This is a genomic window from Limnohabitans sp. JirII-29 (assembly GCF_003063395.1).
GTDB lineage: Bacteria > Pseudomonadota > Gammaproteobacteria > Burkholderiales > Burkholderiaceae_C > Limnohabitans.
On sequence record NZ_NESB01000007.1, the window covers coordinates 36,862 to 55,098 of the forward strand.

Here is an 18,237-nt window from a genome sequence, read left to right on the forward strand (position 1 = left end):
CTAGCGTGGCGCGGGGTATGGCTGGCCCGCTAACATCGCTCTATGAATTCTCGTCCCAGTTTGCAAGTTGCCGTGGTCATGCGTCGTGAACGTGTGCCCGGTGCCATGAGCCAGTGGCAGCCCTGGCGTTGGGTCTTGCACGATGTGTTGGGCCACGACCTCACGCCACACGCGCAGCACTTTGGCAGCGCACCACGTTGTTTACGTCACACCGACGACGAGCAACTGTGGCTGCACCCAGGCTTTAAGGTTGAACTGTTTCGCGACGACGCCGAAGGCTACTACCTCAACGCCACCACCCCCGCACCGTGCTGGTTTGTCTTGTGGCGCATGGAAGAAGAGCCTGCCATCAGTGACCAGGTGATGGCGGTGCCCACCATGGTGAGCCTGAGTTACCACGACGCGGGCCGTTGGTTGGATGCGCAAGAAAACGTTGACCAGATCGCTGCTCCCGAAGAGGTGGTGGCCTGGATGGCCGCATTTGCCGAAGAACACTGGGTCGCCGAGGTCAAGCGCCGCAGACGTCCCGACAGTTTCAAACCTCTGCAAGACCGCTTTGGCAATCCAGCGGCGGTGAGCACCAGCAAATTGCGTGGTGGCGGGCCGGGTTCAGGCAATGGGGGAACACATGGCGAATGACGACACACCCGCTGGCTTCTTAGGCCGTTGGTCGCGCCGCAAGGCCGAGGTGCGCGAAGGCAAACCTGTGGCTGACCCGGTGCCCGCCAGCGTGCGGGTGGTGACGCCCGTGCAAACACTCAACGATCCAACGCCTGACCCGCAGACCCAAACGTCTGCCACGCCTGCGCCCACCTTGGACGATGTGCAGTCACTCACCCCCGAGTCTGACTACACACCCTTCATGGCCCGTGGCGTCACGTCGGACGTGAAAAACGCAGCCATGAAAAAACTCTTCACCGATCCTCACTTCAATGTGATGGACCGCATGGATGTGTACATCGACGACTACGGTCAACCCGACCCGATTCCTCTGGCCATGCTGCGTCAAATGAATGGCGCCAAGTTTTTGAACCTGTTTGACGAAGAAACCCAAACGCCCGCAGACGCCCCACCTCAACTCGTGGCACAGTCCGTCCCTGCCCAAACCCTTTCACCCACCGACACCACCACGCATGACCACGCTGATTTGCGACTGCAACCAGACCCAACCCCTCGACCCGAAAGCACTGGGCCAGAGCCTGCATGAAGACCTGACCTTGCACACGGCCCTGTGCCGTCGTGAAGCGGGCGCTTTTCTCAACGCGGTACAAAGCACCACCGACGAGGTGGTGGTGGCGTGCACGCAAGAGCAGCGCTTGTTTGGTGACTTGGCTGCGCAAGCGCAAGCCAAAACTTCGGTCATCAAGTTTGTCAACATCCGCGAAACCGGCGGCTGGAGCCGCGACGCCAAACAAGCCTCGCCCAAAATCGCCGCACTGTTGGCCACCGCGCATTTGCCAGAGCCAGAGCCCGTGCCCACCGTCACCTTCAAGAGTGCGGGGCGCTTGCTGATCATTGGCGCCCTGGATGCGGCTGAACAAGCGGCGGCCTTGCTCTCGGATGTGCTCAACGTCACTCTTTTTACCCAAGGGCCAGGCGAGGCGGGGGGTGCACAAAGTCGCCGCTACCCCGTCTTGGGCGGGCAGGTGCTGCGCGTGGAGGGCTGGTTGGGCGCGTTCAAACTCACCTGGTCCAGCAACAACCCGATCGACTTGGATATGTGCACCCGCTGCAACGCCTGTGTGGTGGCTTGCCCAGAACAAGCCATTGGCTTGGACTACCAAATTGACCTGAGCAAGTGCCAGTCACACCGCGACTGCGTGACCGCCTGCGGTGCGGTGGGCGCCATCAACTTCCAGCGTGAGGCCGCGCCAGAAACGGCCGACTTTGACTTGGTGCTCGACTTGCGCGCACACAGCGCCTTCAGCCGCCACGCGCTGCCGCAAGGTTATTTCCGCCAAGCCGATGCGGCCACCTTGCTGCGCTTGCGCGAGTTGGTGGGCGAGTTTGAAAAACCGCGTTTCTTTGCCTACAAACAAAAGCTGTGCGCACACAGCCGCAACGAGCAAGTGGGTTGCCGGGCGTGCGTGGACATCTGCTCGGCTGAAGCGATCAGCTCTGAATCCGCGCGTCAACAGATTAAGGTCAACCCCAACCTGTGTGTGGGCTGCGGTGCCTGCACCACGGTGTGTCCGACGGGCGCTTTGAGCTATGCCTACCCGAGTGCGCCTGAACAGGGTGTGAAACTCAAAACCCTGCTGAGCACTTACCAACAGGCCGGTGGCCAAGACCCCGTGTTGCTGTTGCACAGCCAAGAGGCGGGTCTTGCCTTGGTGCATGAGCTGGGCCGTGCGGCCCAGTTGCAGCTGGCCCAGGGCGTGCCCGCGCATGTGATTCCGGTCTCGCTGTGGCACACCGCCAGCCTGGGGCTGGACGTGTGGCTGTCCGCGCTGGCTTACGGCGCTGCGCAAGTTTTGGTGTTGGTCACCCGCGAAGAAGCACCGCAATACGCCGATGGCTTGCAAGCCCAAATGAACCAAGCCCAGGCCATGCTCGAAGGTTTGGGCTATGCCTTGCCTGGCCAACCCGTGTTGCAACTGGTGCATGCCACGCAGGCGCTGGAGCTGGATGCCGAATTGCAACGTGTGTGCAGTGGCAAACAGCGTCTGCGCTCACGCCTGCCTGTGGCCACCTTTGCCTTGATGAATGACAAACGCAGCAGCTTGAGCTTGCTGGTCGACCACTTGTTGGAGCATGCACCTGCTTTGAAAGCCAACACGGCACCTGAGGCCTTGAGCCTGCCCGCCGATGGCGCATTGTTTGGCTCGGTGGACGTGAACAAAGACAGCTGCACCTTGTGCATGAGTTGCGTCAGCGCTTGCCCGGCCAATGCCTTGCAAGACAACCAACAAGCCCCGCAACTGCGCTTCGTTGAGAAGAACTGCGTGCAATGCGGCCTGTGTGTCACCACCTGTCCTGAAAACGCCTTGCAGTTGGTGCCGCGCTTGTTGCTGACCGCACAACGCAAAGAGCTGCGCGTGCTCAACGAAACCCAACCCTATGGCTGTGTGCGTTGTGGCAAACCCTTTGGCACGCTCAAGGGCATTGAGGCCATGATGGCCAAACTGGCGGGACATTCGATGTTCCAAGGCGCGGCGCTGGAGCGCCTCAAAATGTGCGGCGACTGCCGTGTGATTGACATTTATTCCTCGGGTGACGAGCAAAAAATCTGATGACCCAAACAGCCCCCCATCTGTCTTCCGCCCTTGACGAAGAAACTGCCCGTGCCGAGTTGTACGGACTGATCGCCGAGCTGTTTTACGCCTCGCCTGCGCCTGCCTTGTTGGCGCAGTTGCGTGTGGCTGCCACCGAAGCGCCTGCCTCCGGCGGGTTTTTAGAAGAGCCTTGGCGCGCCCTGGTGGGCACGGCGCGCGACATGGACGACGCCAGCATCCAGCGCGAGCACGAGGCCTTGTTTGGCGGCGTCGGCAAGCCCGAGGTGTATGTGTATGCCTCGCATTACCTGAGCGGTTTCCTGAACGAAAAGCCGTTGGCGCAACTGCGCACCGATCTGGCCGCTTTGGGCCTCACGCGCGATGCAGCCTCCATGTCGGAGACCGAAGACCATGTGTCTTACCTCATGGAAGTCATGCGTTTTTTGGTGGCGGGTGACGATGTCGCGGTTTCTAACTTGACCCAACAAGCCAAGTTCTTTGCGGTCCATGTTCAGACCTGGGTGTTGGGTTTGTGCGATGTCTTGCAAGCCAATCCACGGGCGCGTTTTTACGCCGCCTTGGCTGAACTCACGCGCGCCTTTGTCAGCGTCGAGACCCAAGGCTTTGACATGCTGGCGTGAAGCCTTCAGTCAAAAGGCTTAGAAATAATTTCGCGTTCAGCCGATACCCCATCAACGGGATGGGGCATGACGTTATTACTTACCAACTTTGGTTCTAGAACCATTACAGTATGCAATGTCGTGCATATCCACGACCAGACGAGGAGATCGACATGAAAAAAGAACAAACCCAGGCGTCGCGCCGTGGATTTTTTATGGGTGCCGCTGCGGCGGGTGCTGCCGCTGCTGCGGTCACTGCACTGCCCCGCGTGAACCTTCCCACCGAAGTGGCCGCCTTGAAGCCTGCGCCTGAAAACGGCGGTGGTTACAGCTTGAGCGAACACGTCAAGCGCTACTACCAGACCACCCGCGTCTGAGTGACCTGAACCGAATTCGCAGGAGTACCTCTATGTTGCTGACCCGTAAATCTGACGCTGCCCAGTCTGGCAGTTCTGGCTTGGTCGACCGCCTACAGCGCGGTTTGTCGCAAGCGTTGCCTACTTTGGATCGTCGTGGCTTCTTGCGCCGTTCCGGTCTGGGTGTGGGGGTTGGCTTGGCCGCCACCCAACTCAGCTTGGTGAAAAAAGCCGATGCAGCCAATGCCACCGCAGGCAACGGCACGGGCAAGATTGAAGTCAAACGCACGGTGTGCACCCACTGCTCGGTGGGTTGTGCGGTCGATGCTGTGGTGGAAAACGGTGTGTGGGTACGTCAAGAACCTGTGTTCGACTCCCCCATCAACTTGGGCGCACATTGCGCCAAAGGTGCGGCCCTGCGTGAGCACGGTCATGGTGAATTCCGCCTGCGCTACCCCATGAAGCTGGTCAACGGCAAGTACGAGCGCATCAGCTGGGACACGGCCCTGACCGAAATCAGCGCCAAGTTGCTAGAGCTGCGCAAAGCCAGCGGTCCTGACTCGATTTACTGGATTGGCTCTTCCAAGCACAACAACGAGCAAGCCTATTTGCTGCGCAAGTTTGTGAGCTATTGGGGCTCCAACAACTGTGACCACCAGGCCCGTATTTGCCACTCCACCACCGTGGCCGGTGTGGCCAACACCTGGGGTTATGGCGCCATGACCAACTCGTACAACGACATGCAAAACAGCAAGGTCGCTCTGTACATCGGCTCCAACGCTGCCGAAGCTCACCCTGTGAGCATGCTGCACATGCTGCATGCCAAAGAAAACGGTTGCAAGATGATCGTGGTCGACCCACGCTTCACCCGCACAGCGGCCAAGGCTGACGAGTACGTGCGTATCCGTTCGGGCTCGGACATTGCGTTCCTGTTTGGCCTGTTGCACATCATCTTCAAGAACGGCTGGGAAGATAAGAAATACATCAACGACCGCGTGTTCGGCATGGACAAGGTCAAGGAAGAAGTGCTGGCCAAATGGTCGCCCGACAAAGTGGAAGAGGTCTGCGGCGTCAAGCCAGACCAGTTGCTCAAGATCGCCACCATGTTGAACGAGCACCGTCCCGGCACCATCGTGTGGTGCATGGGTCAGACCCAACACACCACCGGCAACGCCATCGTGCGTGCGTCGTGCATCTTGCAATTGGCTTTGGGCAACGTGGGCAAATCGGGCGGTGGCACCAACATCTTCCGCGGCCACGACAACGTGCAAGGCGCCACCGATGTGGGCCCGAACCCCGACTCATTGCCCGGTTACTACGGCTTGGTCGAAGGTGCCTGGAAGCACTTTGCCAAAGCCTGGGGCGTGGACTTTGAGTGGATCAAAGGCCGCTTTGCCAACCCCGGCATGATGAGCAAGCCTGGCATCACCGTCTCGCGCTGGATCGATGGTGTGCTGGAGAAGAACGAACTCATCGACCAAGACAGCAACCTGCGCGGCGTTTTCTACTGGGGTCATGCACCCAACTCGCAGACCCGTGGCTTAGACATGAAGCGCGCCATGGACAAGCTCGACTTGTTGGTGGTGGTCGATCCTTACCCTTCCGCCACCGCCGCCATGGCAGCCATGCCCGGCAAGGCTGAAGACCTCAACCCCAACCGCGCGGTGTACCTGTTGCCTGCGGCCACGCAGTTTGAAACCAGTGGTTCGGCCACGGCCTCAAACCGCTCGCTGCAATGGCGTGAGAAAGTGATCGAGCCCCTGTGGGAGAGCCGTTCAGACCACATGATCATGTACCAATTTGCCGAAAAACTCGGCTTTGGCAAGGAGCTGGTCAAGAACTACAAGCTGCAAAAAGTCAACGGCATGGACGAGCCCATGGTGGAAGACATCTTGCGTGAAATCAACAAGTCGGTTTGGACCATTGGCTACACCGGCCAAAGCCCAGAGCGCTTGAAGGCGCACATGCGCAACATGCATTTGTTTGACGTCAAGACCTTGAAGTCAAAGGGTGGCAAAGACAAAGAAACCGGTTACGACTTCGGCGGCGACTACTTCGGTCTGCCCTGGCCTTGCTACGGCACACCTGAACTCAAGCACCCTGGCTCGCCCAACCTGTACGACACCTCCAAGCACGTCATGGACGGCGGCGGTAACTTCCGCGCCAACTTTGGTGTGGAACGTGAAGGCAAGAACCTATTGTCTGAAGACGGCTCTCATTCGTTAGGTGCTGACATCACCACGGGCTACCCCGAGCTTGATCACGTGCTGCTCAAGAAGCTGGGTTGGTGGGACGAACTCACCGATGCCGAAAAGGCGTTGGCTGAAGGCAAGAACTGGAAGACCGACAACTCAGGCGGCATGATCCGCGTGTTCATGCAAAACCATGGCTGCCACCCGTTTGGCAACGCCAAGGCCCGCGCTGTGGTGTGGAACTTCCCAGACCCCATCCCGCAACACCGCGAGCCTTTGTATGGCACGCGTCCTGACCTGGTGGCCAAGTACCCCACGCACGACGACAAGAAAGCCTTCTGGCGCCTGCCCACCTTGTACAAAACCGTGCAAGACAAAAACGTGGCCGACAAGGTGCACGAGAAGTTCCCGCTCATCCTCACCTCGGGCCGTTTGGTCGAGTACGAGGGCGGTGGCGAAGAAACCCGTTCCAACCCCTGGCTGGCTGAGTTGCAACAGGAAGCCTATGTCGAGGTGCATCCCAAGACGGCGGCGGATCGCGGCATTCGCAACGGCGAACGTGTGTGGCTGCATAGCCCCACGGGCGCACGTCTGAATGTGCAGGCCTTGGTGACCGAGCGTGTCGATACCGGCACGGTGTGGATGCCTTTCCACTTCTCGGGTCGTTGGCAAGGTGCCGACATGCTGGCGCATTACCCCAAAGGGGCCGCGCCCATTGTGCGTGGCGAGGCGGTCAACACCGCCACCACCTACGGTTACGACAGCGTGACCATGATGCAAGAGACCAAGACCACGGTCTGCAACCTCGAACGCGCTTGAAGGAGCAACAACCATGGCCCGCATGAAATTTATCTGTGACGCAGAGCGTTGCATCGAGTGCAACGGTTGCGTGACCGCTTGCAAGAACGAACACGAAGTACCTTGGGGCGTGAACCGCCGCCGCGTGGTGACCTTGAACGACGGTGTGCCCGGCGAAAAGTCGATCTCGGTGGCCTGCATGCACTGCTCCGATGCACCTTGCATGGCGGTGTGCCCCGTCAACTGTTTTTACAAAACCGACGAAGGCGTCGTGTTGCACGACAAAGACGTCTGCATCGGCTGCGGCTACTGTTCGTACGCGTGTCCCTTTGGTGCTCCTCAGTTCCCTTCGCAGGGCACCTTCGGTGTGCGCGGCAAGATGGACAAGTGCACCTTCTGCGCGGGTGGTCCAGAAGCCAACGGCAGCCAAGCCGAATTTGAAAAATATGGTCGCAACCGTTTGGCCGAAGGCAAGCTGCCAGCGTGCGCTGAAATGTGTTCGACCAAAGCCCTGCTCGCCGGTGACGGCGACGTGGTGGCCGACATCTTCCGCAACCGCGTGGTCAAACGCAACAAGGGTGCTGAAGTGTGGGGCTGGGGCACTGCTTATGGTTCCAAACAAGCAGGTCAAAAACTCGCTGCTGAAGGAGTCAAAAAATGATGTCGCGTACTTCGCTGTTGACCGTGTTGGCTGTGGCCAGCGTGGCGGGCTTGAGCGCTTGTGGTGAGAAGCCACAAACCCTGGGCACCAAAAATGACGCCACCGCCTTCAGCGGTGTGACCAACGCCTTCGTGGCACCAGGCTGGCAAGCCGGTGACAAGAACAGCTGGGAGCAGCACCTGCGTGCGCGCGCGCAATATGGCATGAACGACAACACACGCGCACCGTGAACCAGGGGCACACCATGTCACGTTCTATTCAATCGGTGTTGTGTGCGGTGTTGACGGTGCTTGCACTGTCAGCCGACGCGCAAGACAAAGCGGCAGCACCTGTCGCTGCCACAGCGCCTGCCGTGCAGAGCGTCAACATCCAAGACGTCAAACCCGACGCCAGCGATGCACCTGGTTACGCTGACCAAACCAACGCTGAGCGCAGCAAAGTGCAGCCAGGCAACAACGCGCCCATGTGGCGTGATGTGGGCAAAGGGGTTGCAGGCTACAGCAGCTTGCCCAAAGAAACCGCGCCTGAAGCAGGTGTGTTGATTCAGCCCTTTGTGCAATATCCCGGATCGCGTGTGACCAATGCGGGTGAGGCTTGGCGACAAGTGCGCAACCAGTGGCTGATTCCTTATGGTGGTTCGTTGCTGTTGATTGTGGCAGGTGCGATTGCCGTTTTCTTTTGGCGCAAGGGCGCGATTGCCATGCACGGCAAGCCCACGGGTCGCGAGATCGAGCGCTTCACCCCGTTCGAGCGCTCCGCGCACTGGGCCAACGCGATTGCGTTTGTGGTGTTGGCCATTTCTGGTTTGACCATGGCCTTTGGCAAGTTTGTGTTGCAACCCATCATCGGTGACACCTTGTTTGGTTGGCTCACCTACTTGCTGAAAAACGCCCACAACTTTGCGGGGCCGTTGTTTGCTGTGTCTTTGGTGGTGGTGTTCGTCACCTTCTTGAAAGACAACATGCCACGCCAAGGCGACCTGAACTGGTTGCTCAAAGGCGGCGGTATTTTGAGCGGTCACGAAGTGCCCTCGCACCGCTTCAACGCCGGTGAAAAACTGGTGTTCTGGGGTGGCGTGTTCTTCTTGGGTGCGGTGGTGGTGGCGTCAGGTTTCGTGCTTGACAAAATCGTCCCTGGCTTGATTTACGAACGCGGCACCATGCAAGTGGCGCACATGGTCCACGCCGTGGCCACGGTGTTGATGATGGCCATGTTCATGGGACACATCTACATTGGCACCATCGGTATGGAAGGCGCCTACAAAGCCATGAAGACCGGCTATGTGGATGAAACCTGGGCCAAAGAACACCACGAACTTTGGCATGCCGACATCCAAGCAGGCAAAATTCCTGCGCACCGCAGCCCCGAAGCACCTGGCTCGACGGCACAGGCTTGATCTCAGGAGAATTTCTATGAACAAAAACCTCATTGCACTCATCCTGGCTGGCCTGAGTGCTGGCGCATTGGCCAAGTTACCTGCGCCCAACGACGAAGCCAAGGCCAAAGCCGCCGAAGCCGCCGCCAAGACGGCACATGCAGGCAAGGTGGACGGCTACTTGCTGTGCAAGTCGCAAGACAAAGTGGCGGCTCATGTGCAAAAGACCAACAAGTCCAAAGCCGGCAAGCCTGTCGCCACCGCGCCTTGTGCGGACCCTGGCAAGTTTGTCTACACACCGCCTGAAGCGGCCCCTGCAGCCGCCGCCGCTGCACCTGCCGCCGCTCCTGCTGCTCCCGCCAAAAAATCTTAAATCCATCACAGCTTGGCTGTGCATCGGGCCGCACCTGTGGGTGGCGGCCCGTTTTGTTGTAGCCTGCACCTATGTCTGTTGTTTTGAACCTTCCCCATCTCACCCAAGCCCAAACGCCGTTGACACGCGAGGTCAGCGTGCTCAACGAACATGGCGAACGCAGCCTGACGTCTATTCCGGCAGAACGCGCCCTCACGGTGTATGTGGACAAGCGAGAGATCGTCACCCTCATGACCTTGGGCGCGCACCCCGAGTTGCTGGTGCTGGGCTATTTGCGCAACCAGCGTTTGGTGGGGGCGCCACAGGAGGTGGCGTCTATCACGGTGGACTGGGACGCAGGGGAGGGCGGGGCTGGCGTGGCCGCTGTCAAAACGCATGCAGGCATTGCCGATATCCAGGCGCGCACTGCGCACCGTGTGGTCACCACCGGTTGCGGACAAGGCAGTGTGTTTGGTGACTTGATGGACGAGATCGACACCCTGGTGCTGCCCGAGGCGCAGTTGAGCCAAGCCCGTCTGTACGCCATCTTGAACGCGATTCGCCTGCAAGAAAGCACTTACAAATCGGCTGGCTCGGTGCATGGTTGTGCTTTGTTCGATGGCGAAACTTTGCAAGTGTTTGTCGAAGACGTGGGCCGCCACAACGCCATCGACACCATTGCGGGCTGGATGTGGATGCATGGCGTGGTCTCGGGTGCTGCATCAAGTTTTTACACCACCGGTCGCCTGACCAGCGAGATGGTGCTGAAGTCGGCCCAGATGGGGGTGCCCGTGGTCATCTCGCGCAGTGGCATCACGCAAATGGGCTACGACCTGGCCGAGCGCCTGGGGCTGTGCACTTTGGGCCGTGCCACCAACAAACACTTCTTGGTCTACACCGCGCCACAGCGTGTGCAGCTCGACCCCAGCTTGGCCCAGCGCAGGGAGGTGGCATGAGTTCAACGCAAATGACGCACAGCGGTGCCTGGTGGTCCATCGCCTGGCGCAGCTTGTGGCGTGATGCGCGTGCGGGCGAATTGCGCCTGCTGATGGTGGCCGTGGCCTTGGGGGTGGCCGCCTTGAGCTCGGTCAGCTTCTTGGCCGACCGCATGAACGCAGGCTTGCAGCGTGATGCCGGGCAGTTGCTCGGCGGTGATGCGGTGGTGGTGAGCGACACGCCCACGCCCGCGCACATCGTCACCTATGCACAGGCCATGGGTTTGAAGGGCGTCACCACGCTGAGCTTTCCCACCATGGCGCGCGCTGCGCAAACACAGGGCGGGGAGAGCCGCTTGGTGGCCCTCAAAGCGGTGGAGGCGGGCTACCCCTTGCGTGGTCAGCTCAAGGTGAGCCCAAGCCTGGCGCAAGCCCAAGCGGCTTTGGTGCAAGGTACCGCGACGGCCGCTGTGGGCGGCGCCCGTGCCGATGTAGTCATTGCCACTGACATTCCCGCCCCAGGCGAGGTGTGGGTGGAGCTGGGCGTGCTGGAAGCCTTGGGGCTCAATATCCAAGACCGTCTGATGCTGGGCAACAGCAGTTTGCGCATCAGCCGTGTGCTGATGCAAGAACCCGACCGTGGTGCCGGCTTCATGAGCTTTGCGCCACGTGTGCTGATGAACAGCACCGATCTGGCGGCCACCGCCTTGGTGCAGCCCGCCAGTCGGGTGACCTGGCGCTACGCGGTGGTCGGGCCAGCGGCGGTGGTGCAGCGCTTCAACGACTGGGCCACGCTTGAATCCAAAAAGCCCGAGGTGCGTGGCGTGCGCGTGGAGTCGCTGGAGGCAGGACGTCCTGAAATGCGCCAAACCCTGGACCGTGCAGGCAAGTTTCTGAATTTGGTGGCTTTGCTGGCGGCCTTGCTCAGTGCGGTGGCGGTGGCGTTGTCAGCGCGTGCGTTTGCCGCACGCCACCTGGACGACTGCGCCATGCTGCGTGTGCTGGGCCTGAGCCAAAAACGCATTGCGCTGGCCTACAGCCTTGAGTTTGTGTTGGTGGGCAGCGTGGCGAGTTTGCTGGGTTTGGCGCTGGGCTATGGCGTGCATCTGTTGTTTGTGCAGTTGCTGGCCGGGCTGGTCGACACCGCCTTGCCTGGCGCCAGTGTGTGGCCTGTGGTCTATGGTCTGGGCACGGGCTTGACCCTGTTGCTGGCCTTTGGCTTGCCACCGGTGTTGCAACTCGCCAGCGTGCCCGCCTTGCGTGTGATGCGTCGCGATGTGGGCCAGCTCAAGGCCACCACGCTGTCGGTCTGGGCCCTGGGTCTGTTGGGTTTTGGTGTGTTGCTGGTCGCTGTGAGTCGCGATGTCAAATTGGGCCTGATGGTGGTGGGTGGTTTTGCGGGTGCTGTGCTTGTGTTTGCGGGCATGGCGTGGCTGGCTGTGTGGCTGCTGCGTCGCACCGTGCGCGAAGGCACGGCCCCACCGTGGCTGATGTTGGCCACCCGGCAAATCAGTGCCCGACCTGTGTATGCCATGGTGCAAGTGAGCGCTTTGGCGGTGGGCTTGTTGGCGCTGGCACTGTTGGTGTTGTTGCGCACCGACTTGGTTAGCAGTTGGCGCAATGCCACGCCTGCCGATGCCCCGAACCGATTCGTCATCAACATCCAGCCCACCCAAGCCGATGATTTTTTGCACACCTTGCGTGATGCCGGGGTGAGCCAATTCGACTGGTACCCCATGGTGCGTGGGCGTTTGGTGGCCATCAACCAACAAGGCGTGATGCCTGAGCATTACAAAGATGAGCGCGCGCAGCGCTTGGTGGACCGCGAGTTCAACCTGTCTTACAGCCCGCGTGCGCCTGCGCACAACACCATCGTGGCGGGCGCCTGGGTGCCCGAAGAAGCCAACGCCATGAGCGTGGAAGAAGGCATTGCCAAAACCCTGGGCTTGAAGCTCGGTGACGTGCTGCGCTTTGACATGGCGGGGGTGCTGCATGAAGCGCGCATCACCTCCATCCGGCGGGTCGACTGGACCTCGATGCGTGCCAACTTCTTTGTCATGTACCCGGTCAGCCGCATGGCCGATGTGCCGCTTACCTACATCGCCGCATTTCGTGCCCCCCCACCTGCACTGCTGCCTGATCGCAGCCACAGCGCGAGTTTTGACAACCAACTGGTGCGCCGCTTTCCCAACGTGACCAATGTGGACATGGGGGCGACCTTGAACCAGGTGCAACAGGTGCTGGGTCAAGTGGTGCAAGCAGTGGAGTTTTTGTTTTTGTTCACCCTGGCGGCAGGGCTGGTGGTGTTGTTTGCCGCCGTCACAGCCACGCGTGAAGAGCGTGCCCGCGAATACGCGGTGTTGCGTGCGCTGGGCGCATCCAACCACTTGCTGGCACGGGTGCAGCGTGCCGAGTTGGCCGGGGTAGGTGCTTTGGCGGGGTTCTTGGCCGCTTGTGTGGCCATGGCCTTGGGCTGGGGTTTGGCGCGTTACACCTTTGAATTCAATTGGAACCCGAGCCCTTGGGTGCCCTTGATTGGCGCGGCGACAGGCGCTTTGCTGGCGCTGGCTGCAGGCTGGTGGGGCTTGCGCGATGTGCTGCGCCGTCCGGTGGTGCAGACCTTGCGTCAAGCCACGCTGTGAGGGCGTCGACAATCAACGCCATGCACACCGATGACGACACCCCCACAGACCCCATCAACACCCCGTTTGAGTGGATTGGTGGCGAAGCGCGCGTCAAGGCGCTGACCGAGCGCTTTTACGACCTGATGGATTTGGAGCCCGGCTACACCGCTTTGCGTGCGGCGCATGGCCCCAATTTGGACAACGCCCGCCAGCGCCTGTTTTGGTTTTTGTGCGGCTGGCTGGGCGGGCCGCAGCACTACACCGAGCAGTTTGGCCACCCGCGCCTGCGCATGCGCCACATGCCGTTCACCATCGGCATCCAAGAGCGCGACCAGTGGCTGGCGTGCATGGACCAAGCCATGGGAGAAACCGATGTGCCCGCTGACTTGCGCGAGCGCTTGAAAAACAGTTTCTTTCAAACCGCCGACTGGATGCGCAACCAAGGCGTGTGATGCACGGCTGGCCTGAGGCCAATGGCCCATGGCCCATGGCCATCCCAGCGTGACCGCTGTGCTCTCATGCGTTGCCTGGAGCGAGCAACACCACCAAGGCCCCGGCACCGCCGTCTGAAGGCTTGGCCTGTACAAAGGCCAGCACCTCGTTTTTTTGCACCAACCACCGCTGCACCTTGGACTTGAGCACTGGCTCTTTGCCGGGCGATCCCAGGCCCTTGCCGTGTACCACCCGCACACAGCGCCAGCCCATGCGCTTGGCGTCGCGAATGAACTGACCCAGCGCCGTGCGCGCCTCGTCGCTGCGCAGGCCGTGCAGGTCAAGCTGACCTTGGATGCTCCATTCGCCCTTGCGCAGTTTGCGCGTGACGTCGGTGCCAATGCCCGGGCGTCTGAAGCTCAACTGGTCGTCCACGTCGAGCAGCGTGCTCACGTCAAACTCGTCACTCATGCTCTCCACCAAGGCCGCTTGATCGTCCAGGTCTTGTTGCAGCGGACGCGGCGTGGGGCGGTATGGCGGAATATGTACCCGCTCTTTCACGGGCAGGGGTTGCACGGCACCCACGGCGCGGGCAAACAGGTGGCGCTCGGCCTCGGCCCGGCGTTCTGCTTCGCGGCGCGCCAGTTCAGCCAAAGCGGCGGCTTGTGCCACATCGTTGATTTTTTGTCGAATGGCCCCCAGGTCTTGCAAGGATTTGGATTTCACAACAAGCCTTCTTCTGCCATGGAGAGGTATTGCCCCTGCGCCACGATGATGTGGTCGCGCACCGCCACGTCCACCAAAGCCAGCGCTTCGCGCAGGGTGCGCGTGAGCTGCAAGTCGGCTTGCGAGGGCTTGACCGTGCCACCGGGATGGTTGTGTGCCAGCACCACACCATCGGCACCCAGCGCCAAGGCGGTTTTGGCCACCTCACGTGGGTACACCGTGGTTTGTGAGAGCGAGCCCCGGAACATGGGCTGGTAAGACAACAAGCGGTTGTGCGCATCTAAAAACAACACAGCGAACACCTCGTGTTTGAGTTGGGCCAATTCAAGTTGCAGGTATTGTTTCACTGCCTTGGGCGAATTCATGACCGTGGTTTCGCGTAATTCTTGCGTCAAGGCGCGTCGGGCAATTTCGAGCACCGCCACCAACTGTGCCCGTTTGGCCGTTCCCCCCATGCCTTTGAAGGTTTTTAGCTCGGCAGCGCTGGCATGGATCAAACCCGCAAACCCATTGAAGCGTGCCAACAACTCTTGCGACAACACAAACACGCTTTTACCGGGAATGCCCGTGCGCAGCAGCAGCGCCAACAATTCGGTGTCGGTCAGCGATGCGGCGCCGTGTGTGAGCAGTTTCTCGCGGGGGCGCATCTCTGCGGGCAGGTCACGCATGTGCATCGAGTCGGTCATGAAACATATCTCCTGGTGTGGGATTGGAGGTTTCTACAATGGAGGCCATGTCTGCACCTCACTCCACCGACCACCCTACCATCGGCCCCGGCTCGTTTTTAACCTTGCACTACCGGCTTTCGGGACCGCAAGGCGACATCATCAACACCTTCGCCGAAAAACCAGCCACCTTGTCGCTGGGCTCCGGCGAGTTGTCGCCTGCGGTGGAGCTTCGCCTGATGGGTTTGGCCGAGGGCGTGCGTGCCACGTTTGAACTCGCCGCTGGCGAGGCGTTTGGCGAACGCAACCCCGACATGCAGCAATGGGTGGGCAAGAGCCTGCTCAAAGAATTGGGCGATCCGCACGAGCAATACGCTGTGGGCGATGTGGTGCAGTTCCCAGCGCCCAATGGACAGGGTTCGTTTGCAGGCGCTGTGCAGCAGGTCGGCGATGACGCGGTGCTGTTTGACTTCAACCACCCCTTGGCAGGCCAGCCCGTGACATTTGAAGTGCAGGTCATTGGCATCTTATGAACACCCTGCAAGACATCGTGCTGGCCGAGCCGCGTGGCTTTTGTGCAGGGGTGGACCGCGCCATCGAAATCGTTGATCGTGCCTTGCAAAAATTTGGCACTCCCGTTTATGTGCGTCATGAGATCGTGCACAACACCTTTGTGGTGGAAGACCTCAAGCAGCGTGGTGCCATCTTCATCGAAGACTTGAACGACGTGCCCGCTGGTGCCACCCTGGTGTTCAGCGCCCACGGCGTGCCCAAGTCGGTTGAGCAAGAGGCCGAGCGACGGGGTTTTCGGGTCTTTGATGCCACCTGTCCGTTGGTGACCAAGGTCCATGTGGAAGTGGCCAAGCTGCACAAAGAGGGCTACGAATTCATCATGATTGGTCACAAAGGCCACCCCGAGGTCGAAGGCACCATGGGCCAGTTGAGCAGTGGCATTTATTTGGTGGAAGATGTGGCCGATGTGGCCCGTGTTCAACCCAGCCAGACCGAGCGCTTGGCCGTGGTGACCCAAACCACCTTGAGCGTCGACGATGCGGCAGAGATCAGCCGTGCGGTGACCGCGCGCTTCCCCAATGTGCGCCCACCCAAGCAGCAAGACATTTGCTACGCCACGCAAAACCGCCAAGACGCGGTCAAGCTCTTGAGCGCGCAGGTCAACTTGGTCATCGTGGTGGGCAGCCCCACCAGCTCCAACAGCAACCGCCTGCGCGATGTGGCACAACGCTACGGTGCCGAGAGTTACATGGTCGACAGCGCCGACGAGCTGCAAGAGGCGTGGTTTGTCGGCAAGACCCACATTGGTTTGACTGCCGGTGCGTCAGCCCCCGACATCTTGGTGCAACAAGTCATTGCCCGCATACGCGCCTTGGGCGCACTCTCGGTGCGCACCTTGGATGGCGTGCAAGAAACCATCAAGTTCCCATTGCCCAAGGGCTTGAAGTAGGCCTCATTACAATGGTGGCATGCTAGACATCACCCTGCTTCGCCGCGATTTACCCCACGTCATCGCCCGCCTCGAAACCCGTAAAAACCCACAAGCTTTTCTGAATGTGGCGGCTTACCAGGCGCTTGAAAACGAGCGCAAGACGCTGCAAACCCGCACCGAGGAATTGCAGTCCAGCCGCAACAGCTTGTCCAAACAAATTGGGCAGCTCAAAGCCAAAGGCGAAAACGCCGATGCGGTGATGGCGCAAGTCGCTGACCTCAAAGCCGAACTCGACAGCTCGGCCGTGCGCCTGGATGCGCTGCAAGCCGAACTGCAAAACCTGCTGTTGGCGGTACCCAATCTGCCGCACGACAGCGTGCCCGTGGGCAGCGATGAACACGCCAATGTGGAGCTGCGCCGCTGGAGCCCCACAGGCACCCAACCCACGCCCTTGGGCTTTGCGCCCAAAGACCATGTGGATTTGGGCGAGCCACTGGGTCTGGATTTTGAAATGGGCGTCAAGCTCTCAGGCTCGCGCTTCACCGTGATGAAGGGCCCGATTGCCCGTTTGCATCGCGCTTTGGCGCAGTTCATGTTGGACGTGCAAACCCAGGAGCATGGGTATACCGAGTGCTACACGCCTTACATCGTCAACGCCGAAAGCCTCAAAGGCACGGGTCAGTTGCCCAAGTTTGAAGAAGATTTGTTTGCCGCCAAAAAAGGCGGTCAAGATGGCGAAGCCAGTGGCGAAAACACCGCGCTGTATTTGATTCCGACCAGCGAAGTGCCCTTGACCAACTTTGTGCGCGACGTCATCGTGGCCGAGAGCGAGTTACCCATCAAGTTGACGGCACACACCCCGTGCTTTCGCTCCGAAGCGGGCAGTGCAGGGCGTGACACCCGTGGCCTGATTCGCCAACACCAGTTCGACAAAGTGGAGATGGTGCAAATTGTTCATCCGGACCAAAGCTACGCGGCTTTGGAAGACATGACGCGCCATGCCGAAGCCATTTTGCAAAAGCTCGGTTTGCCCTACCGCGTGATGGCACTGTGCACGGGCGACATGGGCTTTGGTGCCAGCAAAACTCACGACTTGGAGGTGTGGTTGCCCGCGCAAAACACCTACCGCGAAATCAGCTCGGTGTCCAACTGCGAAACCTTCCAGTCACGCCGCTTGCAAGCGCGTTTTAAAAATGCACAAGGCAAAAACGAATTGGTTCACACCTTGAATGGTTCTGGCTTGGCCGTGGGCCGCACTTTGGTGGCGGTGCTTGAAAATCACCAACAAGCCGATGGCAGCATTCGCGTGCCAGAGGCGCTGCGCCCTTACATGGGTGGCATCACGGAGTTGCGCGCATGAAACACATCCTCATGGTTTGCTTGGCGGTCGGTTTGGTGGCGTGCAGCTCAACCGCGCCCTCGGTGAGCCTTGAGAATGGCCCTGACAGCACCACCGCGCGATTGGGTGTGGACCAACTCGGTCGCACACCTTTGCCGGTGGGCGCCAAAATGCGCGGCCCTGAGTCTTTGATTTTTGGTGTGGGCGACAACTGGATGGGGCGTGCCGTGGTGGAGCTGCCCACCGATGCGTCAGCCAGTTACAACTTCTTTGCCGACCAGTTCCCACGCCAGGGCTGGACCTTGGTGGCTGCTGTGCGTGGCAAGAAAAACCTGTTGGTGTTCACGCGTGGTGACCGCTCGGCCACGATAGAGCTGGATGAAGGGGGCTTGTTGAGCAATGTGGTGGCTCACATCACCGTCAGCCCAACGGGAAGTCCTGCGGCATCCCTGCCCGCAGCAGTGGCGCAACCCTTGGGCAGCACAGGCGCGCGCCGCCCCTGA

The 18,237-nt window shown here is 60.2% G+C and carries 19 protein-coding genes; 17 read left to right on the plus strand and 2 right to left on the minus strand.

The genetic code is table 11. From position 1 onward, the window contains the following. Window positions 1-42: 42 nt before the first annotated feature. The 13 genes from B9Z39_RS11880 (at window position 43) to B9Z39_RS11940 (ending at window position 13,580) form a co-directional block, all read left to right on the plus strand. Window positions 43-639 (plus strand): DUF3305 domain-containing protein, encoded by a 597-nt coding sequence (locus B9Z39_RS11880; RefSeq protein WP_100146336.1) that lies wholly within the window; start codon window positions 43-45, stop codon window positions 637-639. Then, window positions 629-1,207, plus strand: coding sequence for a DUF3306 domain-containing protein (locus B9Z39_RS11885; protein ID WP_108301872.1), 579 nt, complete (start codon window positions 629-631; stop codon window positions 1,205-1,207). Before B9Z39_RS11880 ends, B9Z39_RS11885 begins: the two co-directional genes overlap by 11 nt. Continuing rightward, entirely contained in the window at window positions 1,134-3,233 is a 2,100-nt protein-coding gene (locus B9Z39_RS11890; protein WP_100146338.1) for a 4Fe-4S binding protein, read from the plus strand. The genes B9Z39_RS11885 and B9Z39_RS11890 overlap by 74 nt, the downstream gene beginning before the upstream one ends. Further along, the gene (locus B9Z39_RS11895) at window positions 3,233-3,856 is read left to right on the plus strand and encodes a molecular chaperone (RefSeq protein WP_108301873.1); all 624 of its coding nucleotides are present in this window, start codon (window positions 3,233-3,235) and stop codon (window positions 3,854-3,856) included. The genes B9Z39_RS11890 and B9Z39_RS11895 overlap by 1 nt, the downstream gene beginning before the upstream one ends. 152 nt (window positions 3,857-4,008) lie before the next feature. Next, window positions 4,009-4,212, plus strand: coding sequence for a formate dehydrogenase (locus tag B9Z39_RS11900; protein ID WP_100146488.1), 204 nt, complete (start codon window positions 4,009-4,011; stop codon window positions 4,210-4,212). A gap of 32 nt (window positions 4,213-4,244) precedes the next feature. Next, complete coding sequence (locus tag B9Z39_RS11905) at window positions 4,245-7,202, plus strand: formate dehydrogenase subunit alpha (RefSeq protein WP_108301874.1); 2,958 nt, start codon at window positions 4,245-4,247, stop codon at window positions 7,200-7,202. A gap of 13 nt (window positions 7,203-7,215) precedes the next feature. Beyond that, the gene (gene fdh3B, locus B9Z39_RS11910; RefSeq protein WP_100146341.1) at window positions 7,216-7,842 is read left to right on the plus strand and encodes a formate dehydrogenase FDH3 subunit beta; all 627 of its coding nucleotides are present in this window, start codon (window positions 7,216-7,218) and stop codon (window positions 7,840-7,842) included. Continuing rightward, window positions 7,839-8,072, plus strand: a complete 234-nt coding sequence (locus B9Z39_RS11915; protein WP_369823299.1) for a hypothetical protein — start codon at window positions 7,839-7,841, stop codon at window positions 8,070-8,072. Before fdh3B ends, B9Z39_RS11915 begins: the two co-directional genes overlap by 4 nt. Before the next feature lie 14 nt (window positions 8,073-8,086). After that, window positions 8,087-9,238 (plus strand): formate dehydrogenase subunit gamma, encoded by a 1,152-nt coding sequence (locus B9Z39_RS11920; RefSeq protein WP_108301965.1) that lies wholly within the window; start codon window positions 8,087-8,089, stop codon window positions 9,236-9,238. A gap of 16 nt (window positions 9,239-9,254) precedes the next feature. Next, window positions 9,255-9,590, plus strand: coding sequence for a hypothetical protein (locus tag B9Z39_RS11925; protein WP_108301875.1), 336 nt, complete (start codon window positions 9,255-9,257; stop codon window positions 9,588-9,590). 71 nt (window positions 9,591-9,661) lie between these two features. Further along, entirely contained in the window at window positions 9,662-10,525 is an 864-nt protein-coding gene (locus B9Z39_RS11930; protein ID WP_108301876.1) for a formate dehydrogenase accessory sulfurtransferase FdhD, read from the plus strand. Next, window positions 10,522-13,146, plus strand: coding sequence for an ABC transporter permease (locus tag B9Z39_RS11935; RefSeq protein WP_233248993.1), 2,625 nt, complete (start codon window positions 10,522-10,524; stop codon window positions 13,144-13,146). Before B9Z39_RS11930 ends, B9Z39_RS11935 begins: the two co-directional genes overlap by 4 nt. 20 nt (window positions 13,147-13,166) lie before the next feature. Then, complete coding sequence (locus B9Z39_RS11940; RefSeq protein WP_108301878.1) at window positions 13,167-13,580, plus strand: group II truncated hemoglobin; 414 nt, start codon at window positions 13,167-13,169, stop codon at window positions 13,578-13,580. 64 nt (window positions 13,581-13,644) lie between these two features. Here the strand turns inward: B9Z39_RS11940 and B9Z39_RS11945 are convergent, their stop codons facing one another. Together B9Z39_RS11945 and radC are read right to left on the minus strand one after the other, a co-directional pair. Further along, window positions 13,645-14,286 (minus strand): Smr/MutS family protein, encoded by a 642-nt coding sequence (locus B9Z39_RS11945; protein ID WP_100146346.1) that lies wholly within the window; start codon window positions 14,284-14,286, stop codon window positions 13,645-13,647. Beyond that, window positions 14,283-14,960 (minus strand): DNA repair protein RadC, encoded by a 678-nt coding sequence (radC, locus tag B9Z39_RS11950; RefSeq protein WP_108301879.1) that lies wholly within the window; start codon window positions 14,958-14,960, stop codon window positions 14,283-14,285. The genes B9Z39_RS11945 and radC overlap by 4 nt, the downstream gene beginning before the upstream one ends. Window positions 14,961-15,019: 59 nt before the next feature. Here radC and B9Z39_RS11955 point away from each other — a divergent pair, with 59 nt between their 5' ends. Genes B9Z39_RS11955 through B9Z39_RS11970 form a run of 4 tightly spaced genes read left to right on the plus strand, consistent with a single transcriptional unit; the run spans window position 15,020 to window position 18,237 of the window. Next, the gene (locus tag B9Z39_RS11955; protein ID WP_233248994.1) at window positions 15,020-15,484 is read left to right on the plus strand and encodes a peptidylprolyl isomerase; all 465 of its coding nucleotides are present in this window, start codon (window positions 15,020-15,022) and stop codon (window positions 15,482-15,484) included. Next, entirely contained in the window at window positions 15,481-16,413 is a 933-nt protein-coding gene (ispH, locus tag B9Z39_RS11960; protein WP_108301881.1) for a 4-hydroxy-3-methylbut-2-enyl diphosphate reductase, read from the plus strand. Before B9Z39_RS11955 ends, ispH begins: the two co-directional genes overlap by 4 nt. 19 nt (window positions 16,414-16,432) lie before the next feature. Next, complete coding sequence (gene serS / locus B9Z39_RS11965; RefSeq protein WP_108301882.1) at window positions 16,433-17,755, plus strand: serine--tRNA ligase; 1,323 nt, start codon at window positions 16,433-16,435, stop codon at window positions 17,753-17,755. Next, window positions 17,752-18,237, plus strand: coding sequence for a hypothetical protein (locus B9Z39_RS11970; RefSeq protein ID WP_108301883.1), 486 nt, complete (start codon window positions 17,752-17,754; stop codon window positions 18,235-18,237). The genes serS and B9Z39_RS11970 overlap by 4 nt, the downstream gene beginning before the upstream one ends.

Coding starts and splice junctions, on each gene's coding strand:
- B9Z39_RS11880 (WP_100146336.1), top strand. CDS start 43: ATGAATTCTCGTCCCAGTTTGCAAGTTGCCGTGGTCATGCGTCGTGAA.
- B9Z39_RS11885 (WP_108301872.1), top strand. CDS start 629: ATGGCGAATGACGACACACCCGCTGGCTTCTTAGGCCGTTGGTCGCGC.
- B9Z39_RS11890 (WP_100146338.1), top strand. CDS start 1,134: ATGACCACGCTGATTTGCGACTGCAACCAGACCCAACCCCTCGACCCG.
- B9Z39_RS11895 (WP_108301873.1), top strand. CDS start 3,233: ATGACCCAAACAGCCCCCCATCTGTCTTCCGCCCTTGACGAAGAAACT.
- B9Z39_RS11900 (WP_100146488.1), top strand. CDS start 4,009: ATGAAAAAAGAACAAACCCAGGCGTCGCGCCGTGGATTTTTTATGGGT.
- B9Z39_RS11905 (WP_108301874.1), top strand. CDS start 4,245: ATGTTGCTGACCCGTAAATCTGACGCTGCCCAGTCTGGCAGTTCTGGC.
- fdh3B (WP_100146341.1), top strand. CDS start 7,216: ATGGCCCGCATGAAATTTATCTGTGACGCAGAGCGTTGCATCGAGTGC.
- B9Z39_RS11915 (WP_369823299.1), top strand. CDS start 7,839: ATGATGTCGCGTACTTCGCTGTTGACCGTGTTGGCTGTGGCCAGCGTG.
- B9Z39_RS11920 (WP_108301965.1), top strand. CDS start 8,087: ATGTCACGTTCTATTCAATCGGTGTTGTGTGCGGTGTTGACGGTGCTT.
- B9Z39_RS11925 (WP_108301875.1), top strand. CDS start 9,255: ATGAACAAAAACCTCATTGCACTCATCCTGGCTGGCCTGAGTGCTGGC.
- B9Z39_RS11930 (WP_108301876.1), top strand. CDS start 9,662: ATGTCTGTTGTTTTGAACCTTCCCCATCTCACCCAAGCCCAAACGCCG.
- B9Z39_RS11935 (WP_233248993.1), top strand. CDS start 10,522: ATGAGTTCAACGCAAATGACGCACAGCGGTGCCTGGTGGTCCATCGCC.
- B9Z39_RS11940 (WP_108301878.1), top strand. CDS start 13,167: ATGCACACCGATGACGACACCCCCACAGACCCCATCAACACCCCGTTT.
- radC (WP_108301879.1), bottom strand. CDS start 14,960: ATGCACATGCGTGACCTGCCCGCAGAGATGCGCCCCCGCGAGAAACTG.
- B9Z39_RS11955 (WP_233248994.1), top strand. CDS start 15,020: ATGTCTGCACCTCACTCCACCGACCACCCTACCATCGGCCCCGGCTCG.
- ispH (WP_108301881.1), top strand. CDS start 15,481: ATGAACACCCTGCAAGACATCGTGCTGGCCGAGCCGCGTGGCTTTTGT.
- serS (WP_108301882.1), top strand. CDS start 16,433: ATGCTAGACATCACCCTGCTTCGCCGCGATTTACCCCACGTCATCGCC.
- B9Z39_RS11970 (WP_108301883.1), top strand. CDS start 17,752: ATGAAACACATCCTCATGGTTTGCTTGGCGGTCGGTTTGGTGGCGTGC.